The following is a 19,404-nucleotide window of genomic DNA, read 5'->3' as shown; positions in this document are numbered from 1 at the left end:
AGCTTGGCCTGGCTGTACTGGGCGGTCAGCTTCGCCTGCGAGAAGGCGACGATGAAGTGCCGCCGTCCCCAGAGCTGACGGACGTACTCGACGAGGGACGGCCGGGCACCGCTGACCGTGAGGCCGTACTTGGCGGCGAGCTGGGCCGCCGTGAGGCCCTCGTCGGGCGGAACGGGCGGGCTCACCGCGACCGTGCCGTCGTGCGTTGTCTCACTCACTGGTGGAAAACTTTCGTCTTCGAGATGCGTGGCCTGTGCGGGCCTGGCATGAGCCGGGGAGCCTGGGTACGGCCCCGATGTTCCCGGATACGAGCTTGTCAGATGACGGGGGGCCGGCCCAGTCGGGTCAGCCGCCACACCGTACGCCACCTCATGGGCCGGCGGGGTCCGCAGGGGGTGGCCCAGCCCTCCCTGAATCCACCGAACCACGCCTTCAGGGCGGGACGCGAGGGGCGGCGCACAAGAGTGAGGAGCATCCAGACGCCCAGATAGACCGGGACCAGGAGCGCGGGGAGGTTGCGGCGGGCCAGCCAGACGCGGTTGCGGGCGACCATGCGGTGGTACACCGCGTGCCGCGAGGGGGCGGTGGTCGGGTGGTACAGCACCATGTCCGCCCGGTAGTCGATCATCCAGCCCGCGTCGAGCGCCCGCCAGGCCAGATCGGTCTCCTCATGGGCGTAGAAGAACGCGTCCGGCAGTCCGCCGACCTCGGCGAAGACCTGGGTGCGTACGGCGTTGGCACCGCCGAGGAAGGTGGTCACGCGGGAGGAGCGCATCGGGTCGGAGGCGCGCAGCCGGGGCACGTGGCGGCGCTGGGTGACGCCGGTCTCCGGGTCGGCGATGCGGAAGCTGATGATGCCGAGCCTCGGGTCGGCCGCGAAGGCCTCGCGGCACAGCTCGGCGGTGTCGTGGCGCGCCAGCAGACCGTCGTCGTCGAGGAACAGCAGGATGTCGACGTCCCGTCCGCCGGGGCCGAAGGCCTCGATGCCGACGTTGCGGCCGCCGGGGATGCCGAGGTTCTCCGGCAGCTCGATGGTCCGCACGACCGACGAGAACTCCGTCACGTCGGGGACGGGCGAGCCGTTGCCGACCACGACGACCTGGACCGGGTCGCCGTCCTGCTTGGCGACCGAGTCGAGCAGGGCGCGCAGCTCGTCGGGGCGGTTGCCCATGGTGATGATCACCGCGCCGACCTTCATGCGGGCGCTCACTTCAGCCTGCTGGACGCGAGGATGGACACCAGGTGCAGCAGGGTCTGCAGCAGGGCGATGCCGGCGAGGACGGCGGTGCCGAGCCGGGTGAAGAACAGGTCGCCCCGGACCGCGTCCGCTATCGCGAGGACCAGGATCAGCAGGGACGCCTCGATGCCGAGGATCAGCCGGTGGAACTTGAGCGCGGCGGCGGCCCGGCGGGCCAGGGCCATGCCGGAGGAGCGCGGCTCGGACGCGGCCTCCTTCACGGGCGGCAGTCCGCCCTGGTGGCGGGCGACACCGACGAGGTCGGTCTCGGCCTTGACCAGGATCGCGCCGAGCGCGGCCAGGGTGCCGAGGAAGGCCCAGAGCCAGTCGATGCGCCCGGACCCCCACGGGTCGGCGGCGCGCAGCCCGAGCCCGACCAGGACGGCGGCGTCGCACAGGTAGGCGCCGACCCGGTCGAGGTAGACGCCGCCGAGCGAGTACTGCTTCTTCCAGCGCGCGATCTCGCCGTCGACGCAGTCCAGCAGCAGATACAGCTGGACCATGACCACGCCGAGGACGGCCCCCGCGATCCCCGGCACCAGCAGCGCCGGGGCCGCGAGGACGCCGAAGACGGTCATCAGGTACGTGAGCTGGTTGGGCGTGACCCTGGTGTTCACCAGGTAGCGGTCCACCCGCAGGGACACCTCTCGCATGTAGAGGCGTCCCATCCAGTGCTCACCGCTGCGCCGGTCCTTGACCCCCGGGGGGTGCACGACCGGACGGAGTTCAGCTACCGATGGCCTTGACATAGTCGGCGTAGATGTCCTTGATCTGTTCGGTCTTCAGGTCGAGATGCTCGAGGATCGTGTAGCGGCCGGGCCGGGTCTCCGGGGCGAACTCGACGACCCGGACGAACTCGTCCGGCGTGAATCCGATCTCCTCCGGCAGCACCGGCAGCCCGTGCCGGCGCAGTACCTCGGCCATGTACGCCGACTCCTCGTGCGCCCCCCGCAGATACATCGCGAAGGCCGCGCCCAGTCCGCACTGCTCGCCGTGGGCGGCGGCGCGCTTGGGGAAGAGCAGGTCGAAGGCGTGGTTGATCTCGTGGCAGGCCCCGGAGGACGGCCGCGAGTCACCGGAGACCGACATGGCGATGCCGCTGAGCACCAGTGCCTCGGCGAGCACCTGGAGGAAGTCGTTGTCCCCGATGCCGCCGGGGTGGCGGAGCACGGCCTCGCCGGCCTGGCGGGCCATGGCGGCGGCGAGGCCGTCGATCCGCTCGCCCTTGACCCGGTTGGCCAGCTCCCAGTCCGCGATGGCGGAGATGTTGGAGACGGCGTCGCCGATGCCGGCGCGCACGAAGCGCACCGGGGCCTCGCGGATGACGTCGAGGTCGATGACGACCGCGATCGGGTTCGGCACGCCGTAGGAGCCGCGGCCCGCGTCGTTGTCGAGGGTGGCGACCGGGGAGCACAGGCCGTCGTGCGCGAGGTTCGTCGGGACGGCGACCAGGGGCAGGCCGACGCGTGCCGCGGCGAACTTGGCGCAGTCGATGATCTTGCCGCCGCCGAGGCCGACGACCGCGTCGTAGTGGCCGGCCTTTATGTCGCTCGCCAGCCGGACCGCGTCGTCGAGGGTGCCGCCGCCGACCTCGTACCAGGTGGCGCCGGGCAGCGAGGGGGTGATGCGCTCGCGCAGCCTGGCGCCGGAGCCGCCGCTGACGGCGACGGCGAGGCGGCCGGAGTGCGAGATGCGCTCGTCGGCGAGGACGCAGCCCAGGTCGTCGAGGGCGCCGGGGCGGATGTCGACGACGAGCGGGGAGGGGATGAGCCGGGTCAGTACTGGCACGCGATCTCCCGTCCGCGGGCGAGATCGTCGTGGTTGTCGATCTCCACCCACTTGACGTCGCCGATCGGCGCCACGTCGATCCGGAAGCCGCGGTTCACGAGTTCCTGGTAGCCGTGCTCGTAGAACTGCTGCGGGTCGGTCTCCCACACGGTCCTCAGCGCGTCGGCGAGCTCGGGGGCGGCGTCGCCCTCGATGAGGGTGACGCCGATGTACTCGCCGGTGGCCTCGGCGGGGTCCATCAGCTTGGTGATCCTCGTCATGCCCTTGCCGGGGTCGACGACGACCTTCATCTCCTCGTCGGCGAGCTGCTTGACCGTGTCGAGGGCGAGGATGATCCTCTTGCCGTCGCCGCGGGCGGCGAGCAGCGTCTTCTCGACGGAGACCGGGTGCACGGTGTCGCCGTTGGCGAGGATCACGCCGTCCTTGAGGGCGTCACGGCCGCACCACAGGGAGTAGGCGTTGTTCCACTCCTCGGCCTTGTCGTTGTCGATGAGGGTGAGCTTGAGGCCGTACTTCTTCTCCAGGGCCGCCTTGCGCTCGTACACGGCCTCCTTGCGGTAGCCGACGATGACCGCGGCCTCGGTCAGGCCGATCTCGGCGAAGTTGCCGAGGGTGAGATCGAGAACCGTCGGTTCGCCCTCTATGCCCGCGGGCCCCACCGGCACCAGCGCCTTGGGCAGGCTGTCGGTGTAGGGACGCAGACGCCGTCCGGCGCCGGCCGCCAGCACGAGGCCGATCATGCGGGTTCTCCTTCATCGTGTACGGCGGGCGCGCCACCCCGGTGGGCGGCCACCCAGAAGCGGATGCTCTCGGCGAGCACCAGCAGGGCCACGGCCACGGCGAGCACCGTGAGCGCGACCGTGAACTGCGGGGCGGTGAGCAGGGCCGCCAGTACGGCGACCACCAGGACGCGGCCCTCGTGCCCCCCGGTCACCCGCACCAGCCAGTGCGGGGGCGCGCCCGCGTCGCCGCGGATGCGGTAGACCGTGTCGTAGTGATGGTAGGCGACCGCGGCCACCAGCCCGTAGGCCGCGGGAAGCGCTCCGTTCACGTCCGCGTCGGCCGCCAGTGCCAGGACGGTGCCGTACTCGGCGGCGCGGAAGAAGGGGGGGACGAGCCAGTCGAGGGCGCCCTTGAGGGGGCGGGCGACGGCCAGGGCGGAGGTCAGGACGTGGGCGCAGGCGGCGGCGATCGTCCACGGGCCGCCGAAGCCGGTGAGCACGGCCGTGGCGACGACGGCGAGGCCACCGAGCAGGGCGACGGCGGGGACGGCGACGCCGGGCAGCCGGCGTGCGGGGGTCTTCAGCGCCCTCGCGAGGCCCTCGGCGAGCGGGCCGGAGTCGGCGAGGTCGGCCAGCGCCTTCGCCGCCCGGTCGGTGCGGCGGGCCTTGCGGGTCAGCGAGCGCAGGACGCGGCCCGCCGTGGTGTACGTGGCCGCGAAGGCGCAGCCGGCGAGCAGGGCGTAGAAGGTGATCCGGGGGGTGGTGAGGGCCGTGAGGACGGCGATCATCGCCCAGCGTTCGCCGATCGGCAGGACGATCATGCGGCGCACCCAGACCGTCCAGCCGACGCTGTCGAGCTTGTCGGAGAGGGCGGCGGTGGGGCTGGTGTTGGCGGTCGCGTCGTGGTTGGCCTCGTTGAAGGAGAAGTCCACGACGTGCCGGCAGGTCTGCAGGACCATCGCGCCGAGCGCGAGGGCCCACACGTCGTCGCCCCCGCGGGCGGCACCGAGCGCGAGGCCGGCGTAGTAGGCGTACTCCTTGGCACGGTCGAAGGTGGCGTCGAGCCAGGCGCCGAGGGTGGAGTACTGCAGGGAGTAGCGGGCGAGCTGGCCGTCGGTGCAGTCCAGCACGAAGGAGGCGATGAGCAGCACGCCGGCGGCGACGAAGCCGCCGCGGGTGCCGGTGGCGGCGCAGCCGGCCGCTATGAGCGCGGTGAGCAGCGAGGCGGTGGTGACCTGGTTGGGGGTGAGGCCCCGGCGGGCGCACCAGCGGGCGACGTAGCGGGAGTACGGGCTGATGAAGTAGGTGGTGAAGAAGCCGTCGCGGGCCTTGACCGCCGACTTCAGGCGGACGGCCTCGTCGTCGACGGCGGCGACGGCCTGCCGGGCCTCGTTGCGGGCCTGCGGGTCGGCGGGGACGGTGGCGACGAGGCTGCCGAGCTCGGGACGGTGCACGTCGGCGCCGTCGGCGTCGAGGGCGCCGACGATGCGGTCGGCGAGGCTGTCGACGAGGACGGTGCCGCCGGTCGCGGAGCTCTCGCGGGTCAGTGCGCGGGTCAGGGCCCGGCGGCCGGCCGGCCGGGCGGTGACGGCGCCCGGGATCGCGGCGAGCTCGAAGCGGGGGTCGGTGAGGCCGAGGCGCAGCGCGTGCACGTGGCCCACGAACCGGGCGTCGACCACCGCGACCCGCTCCCCCGCCGGCACCTCGGCGAGCAGGGTCTCGACCTCGGCGGTGCCGGACGCGGTCCGTACGTCGAAGCCGAGGGAGCGCAGATCGCCCTCGAGTGACGAACCGGGAACCGGCTGACCGGTGAGGATGGCGGTCGACAACCGAACTCACTCCCTGGGGGCCGACGCGTCCACGCCGGTCGTGTACATGATGGGGCGCCCGTGCGGGGGCCTCCGGGCGGCATGTCGGCAGAGGCTATCGGATGCCAGGAAGCGCGTGTTCACCGCCCGTTCGACGGCTGGATCGACGCGGTTCGCCCACGCCACTGCCGCGATCATCATCGGGGATGCGGGGCCCGCCCCACAAACCGCGCCCCCGGAAAGGGCATTCGATCCCATGCCGGGCATTGCGGACCGCCCGGCCCGCTCGGCATAGGGTGGGCGACCATGACATGGCTGATCACCGGCGGAGCCGGTTACATCGGGGCACACGTGGCGCGGGCCATGACCGATGCCGGGGAGCGCGTCGTCGCGCTGGACGACCTCTCGGCCGGGGTACCCGCGCGGCTGCCCGCCGACGTCCCGCTGGTCAGGGGCTCGTCGCTGGACGGCGAGCTGCTGAAGCGGGTGTGCGCGGAGCACGGGGTGACGGGGGTCGTGCATCTCGCCGCGCGCAAGCAGGTCGCCGAGTCCGTGGCGCAGCCGACCCGCTACTACCGGGAGAACGTGGGCGGCCTCGCGACGCTCCTGGACGCCGTCGCGGAGGCCGGGATCGAACGCTTCGTGTTCTCCTCCTCCGCGGCCGTGTACGGCGACCCCGGTGTGGACCTCATCACGGAGGACACGCCCTGCGCCCCGGTGAACCCCTACGGCGAGACCAAGCTGGCCGGCGAGTGGCTGGTGCGGGCGGCGGGCCGGGCGCACGGCATCGCCACGGTGTGCCTGCGCTACTTCAACGTGGCGGGGGCGGCGGCGCCGGAACTGGCCGACACCGGCGTCTTCAACATCGTGCCGATGGTCTTCGACCGGCTCACCCGGGACGAGGCCCCGCGGATCTTCGGCGACGACTATCCGACCCCGGACGGCACCTGCGTCCGTGACTACATCCACGTGGCCGATCTGGCGGACGCCCACCTGGCGGCGGCCCGCCGGCTGTCCGGCGGGGACCTCACCGGCGACCTGACGGTGAACATCGGCCGCGGCGAGGGCGTCTCGGTGCGCGAGCTGATCGCGGTCATCGGCGAGGTCACCGGCGACACCCGTGCCCCGCTCGTCGAGGGCCGCCGTCCCGGTGACGCCCCCCGCGCGGTGGCGTCGGCCGCCCGGGCGGCCGAACACCTCGGCTGGACCGCCCGGCGCTCGGTGCACGAGATGGTCGACTCGGCCTGGCGGGGCTGGCTGCTGCACCGCGGGAACCGACCTGCTCCGGGGCCCGCACACCCCTGACCTGCGCAGCGTTTCCGCAGGTCAGGGCACATGACAACGGTGTTCAGTGCCGCGTTGCCGGATACCCCCCACCCGTAGTTCACTGTGATCCGGACAGGTCACGGAAGGGCGGCTTTCATGGGGACTGGGCACGATCACGGGCATGCGCACGGTGCGCCCGCCGGCGGCACCGCGAGCGCGGCGTACCGCGGCAGGCTGCGGGGGGCGCTGGCCATCACGCTCGGTGTCGTGGTGATCCAGATCGTCGGCGGCCTGCTGGCCGACTCGCTCGCCCTGGTCGCGGACGCGGCCCACATGGCGACGGACGCCGTGGGCCTGGGCATGGCACTGCTCGCGATCCACTTCGCGAACCGCCCGCCGAGCGAGCGCCGCACCTTCGGCTACGCCCGCGCGGAGATCCTGGCCGCGCTGGCCAACTGCCTGCTGCTGCTCGGCGTCGGCGGCTACGTGCTGTACGAGGCGGTCCAGCGGTTCATCACCCCGGCCGACACCGAGGGCGGCCTGGCGATGGTGTTCGGCGTGATCGGTCTGGTCGCCAACCTGGTGTCGCTGACGCTGCTGATGCGCGGGCAGAAGGAGAGCCTGAACGTGCGCGGCGCCTTCCTGGAGGTGGCGGCGGACGCGCTCGGCTCGGTCGCGGTGATCGTGTCCGCGCTGGTGATCCTGACCACCGGCTGGACGGCCGCCGACCCGGCCGCCTCCCTGGTGATCGCGCTGATGATCGTGCCCCGTACCTGGAAGCTGCTGCGCGAGACCCTGGACGTGCTGCTGGAGGCGGCGCCCAAGGGCGTCGACATGGCCCAGGTGCGCGCGCACATCCTGGCCACGGACGGTGTGCAGGACGTCCACGATCTGCACGCCTGGACCATCACCTCGGGGATGCCGGTGCTCTCCGCGCACGTGGTCGTCAGCTCCGAGGCGCTGAACGCCATCGGGCACGAGAAGATGCTGCACGAGCTGCAGGCCTGTCTGGGCGACCACTTCGCCGTGGAGCACTGCACCTTCCAGCTGGAGCCCGGCGGGCACGCGGAGCACGAGGCGCGGCTCTGCCACTGAGGCGACCGGACACCGGGCCCCCTCACGACCGGACACCGGGGACGCCCACGCGCGCGCCCGTCCGGCGGGAACGCCCCCTCCGCCCCCGCAGCGGCGTCCTTCCGCCCACGGTTCCCGGTGCGGACGATTCCCCGTCGGCCGCTGCGGGCACGATCGCCTTCCGGGTCCGCCTCCGGTGTCCGGCCGGCACCGGCCGTCTCCCGCGCCCTCCCCGGGACATGCGGGCGTGCGGCGGAGTGCCGGGAGTGCCGGATTCGTGCGGCAGACTTGGGGCGCGAAGACCGAGTGAAGGATGGGTATGCCGATCACACCTGCCACCGCGACGCACGGCGCGTCGGACGGCACCGCAGAGGCGATTTTGCTGGAACTGGTCGACGAGGACGGTGTGACGATCGGCACCGCGGAGAAGCTGGCCGCCCATCAGCCACCGGGGCAGTTGCACCGGGCGTTCTCGGTGTTCCTGTTCGACGAGCGCGGGCGGCTGCTGCTCCAGCAGCGGGCGCTGGGCAAGTACCACTCCCCCGGTGTGTGGTCGAACACCTGCTGCGGTCACCCCTACCCCGGTGAGGCGCCGTTCGCGGCGGCGGCCCGGCGGACGTTCGAGGAGCTGGGGGTGTCGCCCTCCCTGCTCGCCGAGGCCGGCACGGTCCGCTACAACCACCCGGACCCGGTCTCGGGGCTGGTGGAGCAGGAGTACAACCACCTCTTCGTCGGCATGGTGCAGTCCCCGCTGCGACCGGACCCGGCGGAGGTGGCGTCGGCGGTGTTCGTGACCCCGGACGAGCTGGCGGAGCGGCACGCGGGGGACACGTTCTCGTCCTGGTTCATGACCGTCCTGGACGCGGCCCGCCCGGCGGTCCGGGAGCTGACGGGGCCGTCGGCCGGCTGGTGACCGGAAGACCGGCCGCCGGCTAGAGCAGCGCGGGTTTGAGCGGCAGGGCGACCCAGATCACCTTGCCGCCGCTCGCGGTGTGCTCGATGTCGCACGCCCCGCCCGCCTCGCGGGTGATCTCGCGCACCAGGAGCAGCCCCCGGCCGCCGGTGCGGCCGTGGTCGGCCTCCAGGGCGGTGGGGCGGTAGGGGTGGTTGTCCTCCACGGACACCCGGATCCACTCGGCGCCGACGGCGACCTCGACGGCGAGCATCGGGGACAGCAGCGCCGCGTGCCGCACGGCGTTGGTGACCAGCTCCGAGACGATCAGCAGCAACCCCTGCACCACGTCGTCCGAGACGGGCACCCCCTGGCGCAGCAGCAGGTCCCGCACGGCGTGGCGGGCCTGTGGGACCGAGGCGTCGACGGCCGGGGCGGTGAACCGCCAGACGCCTTCGTACGGCAGCGGGTCCGCGGTCCCCGCCCCGCCGGGGCCTTCCGCGCTCTGTGGGCGTGGGCCGGGCCCGCGCCCTTGGTCGTCCATCGTCCGGTCGCCGTCCTCGCGCTCGATTGTCACCACACGTCGAGTGTTGGTACCGATCCGCTCCGCACCGAAGTGCTGAACACAAGTCAGCGCATATCGAACGGTTCTGACCGTTGGCGTATGACACCGTCGCTTGCGGGACTGTTCCGGCCCGCCTTGTGCCGTGTCGGCGAACTATTCGGGTTGTACGGGTTTGGTGGCCGAGGGCTCCGTTCCCCGCGGCTCCTCCTCCGCCTTCCGTGCGGCCTCCTCACCGGCCAACTGGCCGGAGACCATGCCGACGATCCGGCGTCCGCCGTAGCCGGTGGCGATCAGGCCGAGCCCGTCGAAGAGCAGGGCGAGGGAGAAGAACGTGCCGATGGCGTACTGGCTGCTGCTCGGCCAGGAGGCCAGCACCAGGATGCCGAGGAGCAGGCCGAAGGCGCCCTGCACGAGCGTCCAGCCGAACTGCGGTCCGCGCACCACCAGGCTGCCCACGAGCCGGAACACCCCGCCGGTGAGGAACAGCAGCGCGGCGAACATGGTCAGCGCCTCGGCCGCCGCCTCGGGCGTGCGGAGGATCACCGCGCCGGCCGCGATGTTCAGGGCGGCGACGACCACGCCGAGCCAGAAGAAGCTGCTGTCCCGGGCCTGGACCGCGTGCAGCAGTCCGACCACGCCGCCGATCAGCAGCAGCCAGCCGAACAGCAGCATCGAGGTCAGGGTGGCGACGCCGGTGTAGACGAGGCCGACCAGCCCCGCGAGGACCAGGATCACCCCGAGCACGGCGAGCCAGCCGAAGCCGCGGCTCAGTCTCGCCGCCTCGCCGTGGGGCCGCGCGGGCTTCGCGGACGTGGCCGACCTGGCGGGCTTGGCGGACTTGGCCATGAGTGCCTCCTCGGTCCGGTTCCCTCTCCTAGTCCCCTGGGGCCGCCGGTCGTAACGCCGTGCGGTCTCCCGCCGGTCGGCGCGCCGACCGGGGCGGATAGCATCCGGCGCATGGAGGAGCCCCGCCTGCTGCACAGCGTCGCCGACTCGGTCGCCACGGTCGTCATCCGCCATCCGGCGAAGCGCAACGCCATGACGGCCGCGATGTGGGCCGCTCTGCCGCCGCTGCTCGGCGCGCTGGCGGATGACCCCGGGGTGCGGGTGCTGGTGCTCACCGGCGAGGGCGGGACGTTCTGCGCCGGGGCCGACATCTCCACGCTCCAGGGGTCACCGCTGCGGGCCCAGCAGTTGGCCGTCGCGGCGGAGGAGGCGCTCGCCGCCTTTCCCAAGCCGACCGTGGCGGCGGTCCGGGGGCACTGCGTGGGCGGCGGGGCGCAGTTGGCGGCGGCCTGTGATCTGCGGTTCGCGGAGCAGGGGGCGCGGTTCGGTGTGACTCCGGCGAAGCTCGGGATCGTCTACCCGGCGTCCGCCACCCGGCGGCTGGTGTCGCTGGTGGGTCCGGCCACGGCCAAGTACCTGCTGTTCTCGGGCGAGTTGATCGACGCCGAGCGGGCCCTGCGCACCGGCCTGGTCGACGAGGTGCTGCCCGAGGCCCGACTGGACGGGCGGGTCGCGGAGTTCACCCGGATCCTGGCGTCCCGTTCGCAGCTGACGCAGGCCGCGGCGAAGGAGTTCGCGAACGGGCGCACCGACCGCGACGCCCACTGGGACGAGCAGGCGCGCACAAGCGGCGACACCGCGGAGGGGGTCGCCGCGTTCCTGGAGCGCCGGCCGCCGCGCTTCACCTGGACCACGGCTACGTCAGGATGAAGCGGCTCTTGGACCGGAACTCCTCGACCAGGTGCGCGGGCGCCTTCTGCGGGGACCCCGCGTCGTAGGGCGGCTGCGGGTCGTACTCGGTGAGCAGTTGGACCGCCCGGGCGTGTTCGTCACCGGCGATCCGGCCGAGCAGGGTGAGTCCCATGTCGATGCCGGAGGAGACACCGGCCGCGGTGACGTACTTGCCGTCGGTCACCACCCGTTCCCCGGTGGGCTCGGCGCCGAACCGCCTCAGGTGCTCCAGGGCCAGCCAGTGGGAGGTGGCTCGGCGTCCGTCCAGGAGTCCGGCCGCGGCGAGCAGCAGGGAGCCGGTGCACACGGACGTCGTCCAGGTGCTGGACGCGTCGGCGGTGCGCAGCCAGTCCAGCAGGGTCCCGTTCTCCATCTGGGGCGTCTGTCCGGGCCCGCCGGGGACGACGACGATGTCGGGGTCCGGTACCTCGGCCAGGGTCCGGTCCGCGGTCATCGCGAGCGCGCCGGTGTCGGTGCGCACGGGGCCGGTCCGCTCGGCGACGAAGACGGTCTCCGCGTCCGGGAGGCGGCCGAGGGTCTCGTACGGGCCCACGGCGTCGAGGGCGGTGAAGCGGTCGAAGAGGACGATGGCGATCTGCATCGGTGGCCTTTCAGGAGCGGGTGGGTGCGGGAGCGGGCCGGAAGCGGCGGCGGTACTCCGCCGGTGACGCGCCGAGGGCCCGGACGAAGGCGCGGCGCATCGCCTCGGGGGTGCCGTAGCCGCTGGCCCGGGAGATCTCCTCGACGCCGTCACCGGTGTCCTCCAGCAGACGCCGGGCGTGTTCGAGGCGTACCCGGTCGACGTAGCGGCCCGGGGTCATGCCGGTCTCGGCGTGGAAGGCGCGGGCGAAGTGGCGCGGGGAGAGGGCGGCGCGGGCCGCGAGCGCCTCGACGGTCAGATCGTCGTCGGGGTGCTCGGTGATCCACTGCTGGACCTCGCGCAGCGGCTCGCGGCGCGCGGTCTGGGCGGCGAGCTGGGCGCTGAACTGCGCCTGGCTCCCGGGCCGGCGCAGGAACACCACCAGGTGCCGGGCGACGGTGAGGGCGACCTCCCGGCCCAGGTCCTCCTCGACCAGGGCGAGCGCCAGGTCGATGCCCGAGGTCACCCCGGCGGACGTGGCGACGTGGCCGTCGCGGACGTAGATGGGGTCCGGGTCGACCTCGACGGCCGGGTGGTTCCGGGCCAGCGTGTCGCAGTACGCCCAGTGCGTGGTGGCGCGGCGGCCGTCCAGCAGCCCGGCTCCGGCGAGCAGGGCCGCTCCCGTGCAGACGGAGACCAGGCGCTCGGCGCGCGGTCCGTGCCGGCGCAGCCAGTCGGTCAGCCCCGGACCGGGCCGCCGGGTGCCCTGTCCCCCGGGGACGAGGAGCGTGTGCGGATCGGGCGCGCCGGCCAGGGCCCGGTCCGGTACGACGGTCAGGCCGCTGCTGGTGCGCACCGGGGCGCCGTCCAGGGAGGCGGTGCACAGCCGGTATGTGCCCGGCGTGTGCTTCTCGGCGCCCGCGAAGACCTCCACGGGGCCGGTGACATCGAGGCTCTGCACGCCGTCGAAGAGGACGACGAGCACGGTTCGCTGCGCCATGCGGTCGATTCTTGGCGGGGCCGGTCATGGCCGCAATGACGAGTTCCCCTCCTTTCCTGCCACGCCCGGTCGGCGGGGAGTCAGGGCGGCGGCACGCATGGTGAAGCGTTGACGAGGTACACGCCTGTCACGAAGTCCGTCCCGGCCGCCGTGGCCGGGAGAGGAAAGGGGAAATACGTGTTCCGTGCCATCGCAGACGTCCTGCGCCAGATCGGCGGCGCCGTCGCCACCGTCGTGACACTGCCCTTCCGGGCGCTCGCCCGGCTCTTCGGCGGGGCCTCGTCCTCCGCCCGTGGCCGCCGCGCCTGACGCCGTCCGAGTGGTGTCCGGGCACGTCGCGGCCCTCATCCCGGGTTGTCGGCGCCACCTGCCACAATTGCCGCGCAACCTCAGTGGAGAAGGCGGTACGGGAACGTGACGACACCCCTCGCAGGGTCCATCGAAGGCAGGATCGCCGAAGAGCTCGGCGTACGGGAGCGGCAGGTCAGGGCCGCCGTGGAACTGCTCGACGGCGGTTCGACGGTGCCCTTCATCGCCCGCTACCGCAAGGAAGCGACCGAGATGCTCGACGACGCGCAGCTGCGCACGATCGAGGAGCGGCTGCGCTATCTGCGGGAGTTGGAGGAGCGTCGTACGGCGATCCTGGAGTCGGTGCGCGAGCAGGGCAAGCTGACCGACGAGCTGGAGGCCCGGATCCGCGGCGCGGAGACCAAGGCGCGCCTGGAGGACATCTACCTGCCGTTCAAGCCGAAGCGGCGCACCAAGGCGCAGATCGCGCGGGAGGCGGGGCTCGAACCGCTGGCGGAGGGGCTGCTCGCCGATCCGGGCGTCGAGCCCCTCGCCGCGGCCGCCGCGTTCGTGGACGCCGACAAGGGGGTCCCCGATCCGCAGGCCGCCCTGGACGGCGCGCGGGCGATCCTCACCGAGCGGTTCTCGGAGGACGCCGACCTGATCGGCGAGCTGCGCGAGCGCATGTGGGTGCGCGGGCGGCTGGCCGCCAAGGTGCGCGAGGGCAAGGAGGAGGCGGGCGCGAAGTTCGCGGACTACTTCGACTTCGCCGAGCCGTTCACCGAACTGCCCTCGCACCGGGTCCTGGCGATGCTGCGCGGCGAGAAGGAGGAGGTCCTCGACCTCGTCCTGGAGCCGGAGGAGCCGGTGGACGGCCCGTCGTCGTACGAGGGGATCGTCGCGAACCGGTTCGGGATCGCCGACCGGGGGCGCCCGGCCGACAAGTGGCTGCTGGACACGGTCCGCTGGGCCTGGCGCACGCGCATCCTGGTGCGCCTCGGCATCGACCTGCGCCTGAGGCTGCGCACCGCGGCCGAGGACGAGGCGGTGCGGGTCTTCGCGGCCAACCTGCGCGACCTGCTGCTGGCGGCCCCGGCGGGCACGCGCGCGACGCTCGGTCTCGACCCGGGCTTCCGTACGGGTGTGAAGGTCGCCGTGGTGGACGCGACCGGCAAGGTCGTGGCCACGGACGTGATCCATCCGCACGTCCCGGCGAACCGGTGGGACGAGGCGATCGCCAAGCTGGCCCGGCTGGCGAAGGAGCACGCGGTCGAGCTGATCGCCATCGGCAACGGCACCGCGTCCCGCGAGACCGACAAGCTCGCCGGGGAGCTCATCGCCAAGCACCCCGAGCTGAAGCTGACCAAGGTGATGGTGTCCGAGGCGGGCGCCTCCGTGTACTCGGCCTCCGCCTTCGCCTCCCAGGAACTGCCGGACATGGACGTGTCGCTGCGCGGCGCGGTGTCCATCGCCCGCCGGCTCCAGGACCCGCTGGCCGAGCTGGTGAAGATCGACCCCAAGTCGATCGGTGTCGGCCAGTACCAGCACGACCTGTCCGAGGTGAAGCTGTCGCGGTCGCTGGACGCGGTGGTGGAGGACTGTGTGAACGGCGTGGGCGTGGACGTCAACACGGCGTCGGCGCCGCTGCTGGCCCGGGTCTCCGGCATCACCTCCGGGCTCGCCGAGAACATCGTGGCCCACCGGGACAGCAACGGGCCGTTCCGGTCGCGCGGCGAGCTGAAGAAGGTGGCGCGGCTCGGCCCGAAGGCGTACGAGCAGTGCGCGGGCTTCCTGCGGATCCGCGGCGGCGACGACCCGCTGGACGCCTCCAGCGTGCACCCGGAGGCGTACCCGGTGGTGCGCCGGATGGTCAGGGCCACCGGTCAGGAAGTGGCCGGGCTCATCGGCAACACGGCGGTGCTGCGCTCGCTGAGGCCGCAGGACTTCGTGGACGAGACGTTCGGTCTGCCGACCGTGAGCGACATCCTCAAGGAACTGGAGAAGCCGGGCCGCGACCCGAGGCCCGCGTTCAGGACGGCCGCCTTCAAGGAGGGCGTGGAGAAGATCTCCGACCTGTCCTCCGGGATGATCCTGGAGGGCGTGGTGACGAACGTGGCCGCCTTCGGCGCCTTCGTCGACGTCGGTGTCCACCAGGACGGTCTGGTGCACGTCTCCGCGATGTCGAAGACGTTCGTCAAGGACCCGCGGGACGTGGTGAAGCCGGGTGACATCGTCAAGGTGAAGGTCCTGGACGTGGACATCCCGCGCAAGCGGATCTCGTTGACGCTGCGGCTGGACGACGAGGCCGCGCCGCAGGAGCGGCAGGGCGGCGGGCGGCAGCAGCGGGCCGGCAGGCCGCCGCAGCAGCGCCAGGGCGGCCGCGCCGGCGGTGGCCGCGGGAACGGCGGGGGCGGCGGCTCGCGTCAGGCGCCCGCGCCCGCGAACAGCGCGATGGCCGACGCCCTGCGCCGCGCCGGCCTGGTCGACCCGAAGAACAGCGGGCGCTGAGCCGAGTCCCCGGGCCCGGGTCCCGCGCTGCGGCGCGAGGGCCCGGGCCCGCTCGGGCCCGTGACCGGTGTCGGCATGCCGACCTCACGGGTCATCGCGTGGGACGTCACCGCGGGGGTACGGGACGGCGGACGGTTTCGCGGCCCGGCGGCCGGCGCCGCGTCAGTGCTCGGTCACCTTGCCGTCGGCCACCTCCAGGCGGCGGGTGACGCGGACCGCGTCGAGCATGCGGCGGTCGTGGGTGACCAGCAGGAGGGTGCCCTCGTAGGTGTCGAGGGCCGACTCCAGTTGCTCGATGGCGGGCAGGTCGAGGTGGTTGGTCGGCTCGTCGAGGACCAGGAGGTTGACGCCCCGGCCCTGGAGGAGGGCGAGGGCGGCGCGGGTGCGTTCGCCCGGGGAGAGGGTGGCCGCGGGACGCACGACGTGGTCCGCCTTGAGGCCGAACTTGGCCAGCAGGGTGCGGATGTCGGCCGGTTCCAGGTCGGGGACCGCCGGGCGGAACGCGTCGAGCAGCGTCTCCGGGCCGTGGAACAGCGCGCGGGCCTGGTCGACCTCGCCGAGCAGTACGCCCGAGCCGAGGGCGGCGTGCCCGGCGTCGAGCGGGACGCGGCCCAGCAGGGCGCCGAGCAGGGTGGACTTGCCGGCGCCGTTCGCGCCCGTGACGGCCACCCGGTCCGCCCAGTCGATCTGCAGGGACACCGGGCCGAGCACGAAGCCGCCGCGCCGCACCTCGGCGTCCCGCAGGGTCGCCACCACCGCGCCGGAGCGCGGGGCCGCCGCGATCTCCATGCGCAGCTCCCACTCCTTGCGCGGCTCCTCGACCACCTCGAGGCGTTCGATCATGCGCTGCGTCTGGCGGGCCTTGGCGGCCTGCTTCTCGCTGGCCTCGCTGCGGAACTTGCGGCCGGCCTTGTCGTTGTCGTTGCCCGCCTTGCGGCGCGCGTTCTTCACGCCCTTGTCCATCCAGGCGCGCTGCGTCCGGGCCCGCTCCTGGAGCGCGGCCTTCTTGTCGGCGAACTCCTCGTACTCGTCACGGGCGTGCCGGCGGGCCACCTCCCGCTCCTCCAGGTAGGCCGCGTAGCCGCCGCCGTAGAGGTTGATCTGCCGCTGGGCGAGGTCGAGTTCCAGGACCTTGGTGACGGTGCGGGTGAGGAACTCGCGGTCGTGGCTGACGACGACGGTCCCGGCGCGCAGTCCGCGCACGAAGCGTTCGAGGCGCTCCAGGCCGTCCAGGTCGAGGTCGTTGGTCGGCTCGTCGAGGAGGAAGACGTCGTAGCGGGAGAGGAGGAGGGAGGCCAGCTGGGCGCGGGCCGCCTGCCCGCCGGAGAGCGCGGTCATCGGCTGGTCCAGGTCGACGGCCAGGCCGAGTGAGCCGACGACCTCCTCGGCGCGCTCGTCGAGGTCGGCGCCGCCCAGGGACAGCCACCGCTCCAGTCCGGCGGCGTACGCGTCGTCGGCGCCGGGTGCCCCGTCGACCAGGGCCTGGGTCGCCTCGTCCATGGCCCGCTGGGCCTCGGCGACGCCGGTGCGGCGGGCCAGGAACGCCCGTACCGTCTCGCCGGGCCGGCGCTCCGGCTCCTGCGGGAGGTGTCCGACGGTCGCGGTCGGCGGGGAGAGGCGCAGCTCGCCCTGTTCGGGGGCGGTGAGCCCGGCGAGCAGGCGCAGCAGCGTGGACTTGCCCGCGCCGTTGGCACCGACCAGCCCGATCACGTCGCCGGGGGCGACGACGAGGTCGAGGCCGGTGAACAGGGAGCGGTCGCCGTGACCGGCGGCGAGGTTCTTGGCGACGAGGGTGGCAGTCATCAGACCGCCGATCCTAACGGCCGTGCGCGACGGGACGCGCGCCGGTTTCTCACCGTCCCACGGCCGCCACCAGCACCGTCCCGGCGGCGCGGGCCACGACGAACGCCTCGCCCTTCACCGCCTTCGGGTCCAGGGGGACGCGGTGGCGGCCGGGTTCCAGGACGCCGTCGAAGAGGTCCTGGCAGTGGACGCGGGAGAAGCGGTCGACGCGGTACGCGGTGAGCCGCACCCGGCAGGACGAGGTGACCTCCACCTCCGCCGCGTCGCCGGCGGCGGTGAGGTCCGTCAGACGGCGTTGTTCGCGCGGACTGCGGTCGAGGGCGTGTTCGGTCTGGGCGACGAGGAGCGGGACGGCCGGGGCGGAGCCGTCGACGCAGGGCACGTCCACCCCGGCGGCGGCGAGGGCGCGGCGGACGGCATCGCGTTGCCCCGCGCCGGCCGACCGGCCGAAGACCACGGCGTCGTAGGACCGCAGTTCGTCGGCGGGGACGCCATCGGTGTCCTGGGCGATGTCGGCACCGATGCCGATGGTGCGCAGGGCGGCGGCGAGTCTGGCGAGCAGGGCGACGCGGGCGCCGATCAGCAGGACCCGGCGGCGGGTGTCCGGGGAGCCGCCGTCCAGCAGGGCGGCGAGGGCCGTGCGGTACTCGGCGCCGCGGAAGCGGAACGGGCCGATGCCGTGGTAGCCGTTGAGCTCCAGGTCGGCGTGCTCGTCGGTCTGCCAGGCGAAGTCCCGCCAGATGAAGTCCTCGCCGTCGCGTTCGATGACCGCGGTCACCGCGCCGCAGGCGAGGTCGGCGCACTCGGGACAGCCGTAGACGATGTACCGGCCGGCGGGCAGTGGCGCCTCGGTCTCCAGCAGCAGGCCGCGGACCTGGGCGGTGAAGATGGCGGGCGGGACGTCGGAGGCGAGCGGGGAGACCGCGTCCAGGTCGGAGAGGCGGAAGAGCAGCGGGCATCCGTCGACGACGAAGTCGACGAACTCCCGGTGGACCTGGTAGTCACCGCCTGCGAGGAGTCCACCGGCCCGCATCGCCGGTGCCAGGCCGAAGGTCGCGTACTCGGCAGACATGGGGTGAGTATTCCCGGCGTGGCACGGGCCTGAGCACGGCATGACGTATTCCGCTAACGTCCCCCTGGTGGAGACCGAACCGGACGGCGACGTCCTCGTGATCGGCGGTGGAGTCGTCGGGCTGACGACGGCCGTGGTCCTCGCCGAACGCGGTGCGCGTGTACGGCTGTGGACGCGGGACCCGGTCGAGCGGACCACCTCGGCGGTCGCGGGCGCGCTGTGGTGGCCGTACCGGATCGAGCCGGTGGCGGCGGCGCGCGCGTGGGCGCTGCGGTCGCTGGAGGTGTACGAGGAGCTGGCGGAGCGGCCGGGGACCACCGGCGTACGTATGGTCGAAGGGGTACTGGGCGAGACCGCGCTGGACGAGGTCGAGGGGTGGGCCGCCGCGCGCCTGCCGGGGCTGCGCGGGACGACGGCCGAGGAGTATCCCGCCGGGCCGGGCGTGTGGGCCCGGCTGCCGCTCGTCGACATGCCGGCCCACCTGCCGTGGCTGCGGGAGCGGTTGCTGGCGGCGGGCGGGGTGGTCGAGACGCGTACGGTGGCGGACCTCGCGGAGGCCGGCGCGCCGGTCGTGGTCAACTGCGCGGGGCTGGGGGCGCGGGAGCTGGTGCCGGATCCGTCGGTGCGGCCGGTGCGGGGACAGCTGGTGGTCGTGGAGAACCCGGGGATCGACACCTGGACGGTCTCCACGGGGGCCGACGGCGAGATGGCGTACTTCTTCCCGCAGCCCGGGCGGCTGGTGCTGGGCGGCACGGCGGAGGAGGACGCCTGGTCCCTGGAGCCGGACCCGGCGGTGGCCGAGGCGATCGTGCGGCGGTGCGCGGCGCTGCGGCCGGAGATCGCCGGCGCGCGGGTCCTGGAGCACCGGGTGGGTCTGCGCCCCGCCCGGGACACGGTGCGCCTGGAACGCGAACCGCTCGCGGACGGGCGGCTGCTGGTGCACAACTACGGCCACGGCGGCGCGGGCGTCACGGTGGCCTGGGGCTGCGCGGAGCGTGCGGCGGCGCTGGCCGCCCGCTGAACCGGGGAGGTGACGGGCGCGAACGCCCGCGGCGGGGTACGGG

Annotated in this window: 18 protein-coding genes and 1 pseudogene; 7 read left to right on the top strand and 12 right to left on the bottom strand. The window is 73.3% G+C overall.

The window, feature by feature from the left end:
* The 6 genes and pseudogenes from RIM90_RS22885 to RIM90_RS22860 form a co-directional block, all read right to left on the bottom strand.
* Positions 1-218: pseudogene (locus RIM90_RS22885) on the bottom strand (ABC transporter permease); the annotation flags it as partial.
* A gap of 98 nt (positions 219-316) precedes the next feature.
* The gene (locus RIM90_RS22880; RefSeq protein WP_309062627.1) at positions 317-1,198 is read right to left on the bottom strand and encodes a glycosyltransferase; all 882 of its coding nucleotides are present in this window, start codon (positions 1,196-1,198) and stop codon (positions 317-319) included.
* Positions 1,199-1,206: 8 nt separating this feature from the next.
* Positions 1,207-1,986, bottom strand: a complete 780-nt coding sequence (locus RIM90_RS22875; protein WP_309062625.1) for a CDP-alcohol phosphatidyltransferase family protein — start codon at positions 1,984-1,986, stop codon at positions 1,207-1,209.
* Positions 1,964-3,025: an iron-containing alcohol dehydrogenase family protein gene (locus RIM90_RS22870; RefSeq protein WP_309062624.1), complete on the bottom strand. Its 1,062-nt coding sequence runs from the start codon at positions 3,023-3,025 to the stop codon at positions 1,964-1,966. The genes RIM90_RS22875 and RIM90_RS22870 overlap by 23 nt, the downstream gene beginning before the upstream one ends.
* Positions 3,013-3,765, bottom strand: a complete 753-nt coding sequence (locus RIM90_RS22865) for a phosphocholine cytidylyltransferase family protein (RefSeq protein ID WP_309062623.1) — start codon at positions 3,763-3,765, stop codon at positions 3,013-3,015. Before RIM90_RS22865 ends, RIM90_RS22870 begins: the two co-directional genes overlap by 13 nt.
* Positions 3,762-5,576 (bottom strand): DUF5941 domain-containing protein, encoded by a 1,815-nt coding sequence (locus tag RIM90_RS22860; RefSeq protein ID WP_309062622.1) that lies wholly within the window; start codon positions 5,574-5,576, stop codon positions 3,762-3,764. Before RIM90_RS22860 ends, RIM90_RS22865 begins: the two co-directional genes overlap by 4 nt.
* Before the next feature lie 285 nt (positions 5,577-5,861).
* Between RIM90_RS22860 and galE the strand changes: the two genes are divergently transcribed.
* The 3 genes from galE to idi all read left to right on the top strand — a co-directional run bounded on the left by galE (position 5,862) and on the right by idi (position 8,808).
* On the top strand, positions 5,862-6,860 hold the full coding sequence (galE, locus tag RIM90_RS22855; protein WP_309062621.1) for a UDP-glucose 4-epimerase GalE: 999 nt from the start codon (positions 5,862-5,864) through the stop codon (positions 6,858-6,860).
* Between the two features lie 117 nt (positions 6,861-6,977).
* Positions 6,978-7,916, top strand: coding sequence for a cation diffusion facilitator family transporter (locus RIM90_RS22850; RefSeq protein ID WP_309062620.1), 939 nt, complete (start codon positions 6,978-6,980; stop codon positions 7,914-7,916).
* Positions 7,917-8,214: 298 nt separating this feature from the next.
* Positions 8,215-8,808: an isopentenyl-diphosphate Delta-isomerase gene (idi, locus tag RIM90_RS22845; RefSeq protein WP_309062619.1), complete on the top strand. Its 594-nt coding sequence runs from the start codon at positions 8,215-8,217 to the stop codon at positions 8,806-8,808.
* Between the two features lie 19 nt (positions 8,809-8,827).
* On the opposite strand, the gene RIM90_RS22840 is transcribed toward idi, so the two are convergent.
* Positions 8,828-9,331 carry an ATP-binding protein gene (locus tag RIM90_RS22840; RefSeq protein WP_309062626.1) on the bottom strand — a complete coding sequence of 168 codons (504 nt, stop codon included), beginning with the start codon at positions 9,329-9,331 and terminating at the stop codon, positions 8,828-8,830.
* Between the two features lie 174 nt (positions 9,332-9,505).
* Positions 9,506-10,198 (bottom strand): HdeD family acid-resistance protein, encoded by a 693-nt coding sequence (locus RIM90_RS22835; RefSeq protein ID WP_309062618.1) that lies wholly within the window; start codon positions 10,196-10,198, stop codon positions 9,506-9,508.
* Between the two features lie 111 nt (positions 10,199-10,309).
* Here RIM90_RS22835 and RIM90_RS22830 point away from each other — a divergent pair, with 111 nt between their 5' ends.
* Positions 10,310-11,068, top strand: a complete 759-nt coding sequence (locus RIM90_RS22830; protein WP_309062617.1) for an enoyl-CoA hydratase-related protein — start codon at positions 10,310-10,312, stop codon at positions 11,066-11,068.
* Here RIM90_RS22830 and RIM90_RS22825 read toward each other — a convergent pair.
* On the bottom strand, positions 11,055-11,690 hold the full coding sequence (locus RIM90_RS22825; RefSeq protein WP_309062616.1) for a DJ-1/PfpI family protein: 636 nt from the start codon (positions 11,688-11,690) through the stop codon (positions 11,055-11,057). The two genes, RIM90_RS22830 and RIM90_RS22825, sit on opposite strands and share 14 nt — an antisense overlap.
* Positions 11,691-11,700: 10 nt before the next feature.
* The gene (locus RIM90_RS22820) at positions 11,701-12,669 is read right to left on the bottom strand and encodes a GlxA family transcriptional regulator (protein WP_309062615.1); all 969 of its coding nucleotides are present in this window, start codon (positions 12,667-12,669) and stop codon (positions 11,701-11,703) included.
* Positions 12,670-12,846: 177 nt separating this feature from the next.
* On the opposite strand from RIM90_RS22820, the gene RIM90_RS22815 reads away from it, so the two are divergent.
* On the top strand, positions 12,847-12,978 hold the full coding sequence (locus RIM90_RS22815) for an LPFR motif small protein (RefSeq protein WP_006133333.1): 132 nt from the start codon (positions 12,847-12,849) through the stop codon (positions 12,976-12,978).
* Between the two features lie 105 nt (positions 12,979-13,083).
* On the top strand, positions 13,084-15,465 hold the full coding sequence (locus tag RIM90_RS22810; protein WP_309062614.1) for a Tex family protein: 2,382 nt from the start codon (positions 13,084-13,086) through the stop codon (positions 15,463-15,465).
* A gap of 162 nt (positions 15,466-15,627) precedes the next feature.
* Here RIM90_RS22810 and RIM90_RS22805 read toward each other — a convergent pair whose 3' ends face one another.
* Complete coding sequence (locus RIM90_RS22805; RefSeq protein ID WP_309062613.1) at positions 15,628-17,268, bottom strand: ABC-F family ATP-binding cassette domain-containing protein; 1,641 nt, start codon at positions 17,266-17,268, stop codon at positions 15,628-15,630.
* A 49-nt stretch (positions 17,269-17,317) separates the two neighbouring features.
* Positions 17,318-18,340 carry an oxidoreductase gene (locus tag RIM90_RS22800; protein WP_309062612.1) on the bottom strand — a complete coding sequence of 341 codons (1,023 nt, stop codon included), beginning with the start codon at positions 18,338-18,340 and terminating at the stop codon, positions 17,318-17,320.
* A 40-nt stretch (positions 18,341-18,380) separates the two neighbouring features.
* Between RIM90_RS22800 and RIM90_RS22795 the strand changes: the two genes are divergently transcribed.
* On the top strand, positions 18,381-19,361 hold the full coding sequence (locus RIM90_RS22795) for an FAD-dependent oxidoreductase (protein WP_309062611.1): 981 nt from the start codon (positions 18,381-18,383) through the stop codon (positions 19,359-19,361).
* Positions 19,362-19,404: the final 43 nt, after the last annotated feature.

Origin of the sequence: Streptomyces sp. (genome assembly GCF_031181555.1) — a bacterium.
In the GTDB taxonomy this organism is placed as follows: domain Bacteria; phylum Actinomycetota; class Actinomycetes; order Streptomycetales; family Streptomycetaceae; genus Streptomyces; species Streptomyces fimbriatus.
The sequence above is the reverse complement of the archived record's forward strand: the minus strand, read 5'-3'. Positions and strand labels throughout refer to the sequence as shown.

Coding starts and splice junctions, on each gene's coding strand:
- RIM90_RS22880 (WP_309062627.1), bottom strand. CDS start 1,198: ATGAAGGTCGGCGCGGTGATCATCACCATGGGCAACCGCCCCGACGAG.
- RIM90_RS22875 (WP_309062625.1), bottom strand. CDS start 1,986: ATGTCAAGGCCATCGGTAGCTGAACTCCGTCCGGTCGTGCACCCCCCG.
- RIM90_RS22865 (WP_309062623.1), bottom strand. CDS start 3,765: ATGATCGGCCTCGTGCTGGCGGCCGGCGCCGGACGGCGTCTGCGTCCC.
- galE (WP_309062621.1), top strand. CDS start 5,862: ATGACATGGCTGATCACCGGCGGAGCCGGTTACATCGGGGCACACGTG.
- RIM90_RS22850 (WP_309062620.1), top strand. CDS start 6,978: ATGGGGACTGGGCACGATCACGGGCATGCGCACGGTGCGCCCGCCGGC.
- idi (WP_309062619.1), top strand. CDS start 8,215: ATGCCGATCACACCTGCCACCGCGACGCACGGCGCGTCGGACGGCACC.
- RIM90_RS22840 (WP_309062626.1), bottom strand. CDS start 9,331: ATGGACGACCAAGGGCGCGGGCCCGGCCCACGCCCACAGAGCGCGGAA.
- RIM90_RS22835 (WP_309062618.1), bottom strand. CDS start 10,198: ATGGCCAAGTCCGCCAAGCCCGCCAGGTCGGCCACGTCCGCGAAGCCC.
- RIM90_RS22830 (WP_309062617.1), top strand. CDS start 10,310: ATGGAGGAGCCCCGCCTGCTGCACAGCGTCGCCGACTCGGTCGCCACG.
- RIM90_RS22825 (WP_309062616.1), bottom strand. CDS start 11,690: ATGCAGATCGCCATCGTCCTCTTCGACCGCTTCACCGCCCTCGACGCC.
- RIM90_RS22820 (WP_309062615.1), bottom strand. CDS start 12,669: ATGGCGCAGCGAACCGTGCTCGTCGTCCTCTTCGACGGCGTGCAGAGC.
- RIM90_RS22805 (WP_309062613.1), bottom strand. CDS start 17,268: ATGACTGCCACCCTCGTCGCCAAGAACCTCGCCGCCGGTCACGGCGAC.
- RIM90_RS22800 (WP_309062612.1), bottom strand. CDS start 18,340: ATGTCTGCCGAGTACGCGACCTTCGGCCTGGCACCGGCGATGCGGGCC.
- RIM90_RS22795 (WP_309062611.1), top strand. CDS start 18,381: ATGACGTATTCCGCTAACGTCCCCCTGGTGGAGACCGAACCGGACGGC.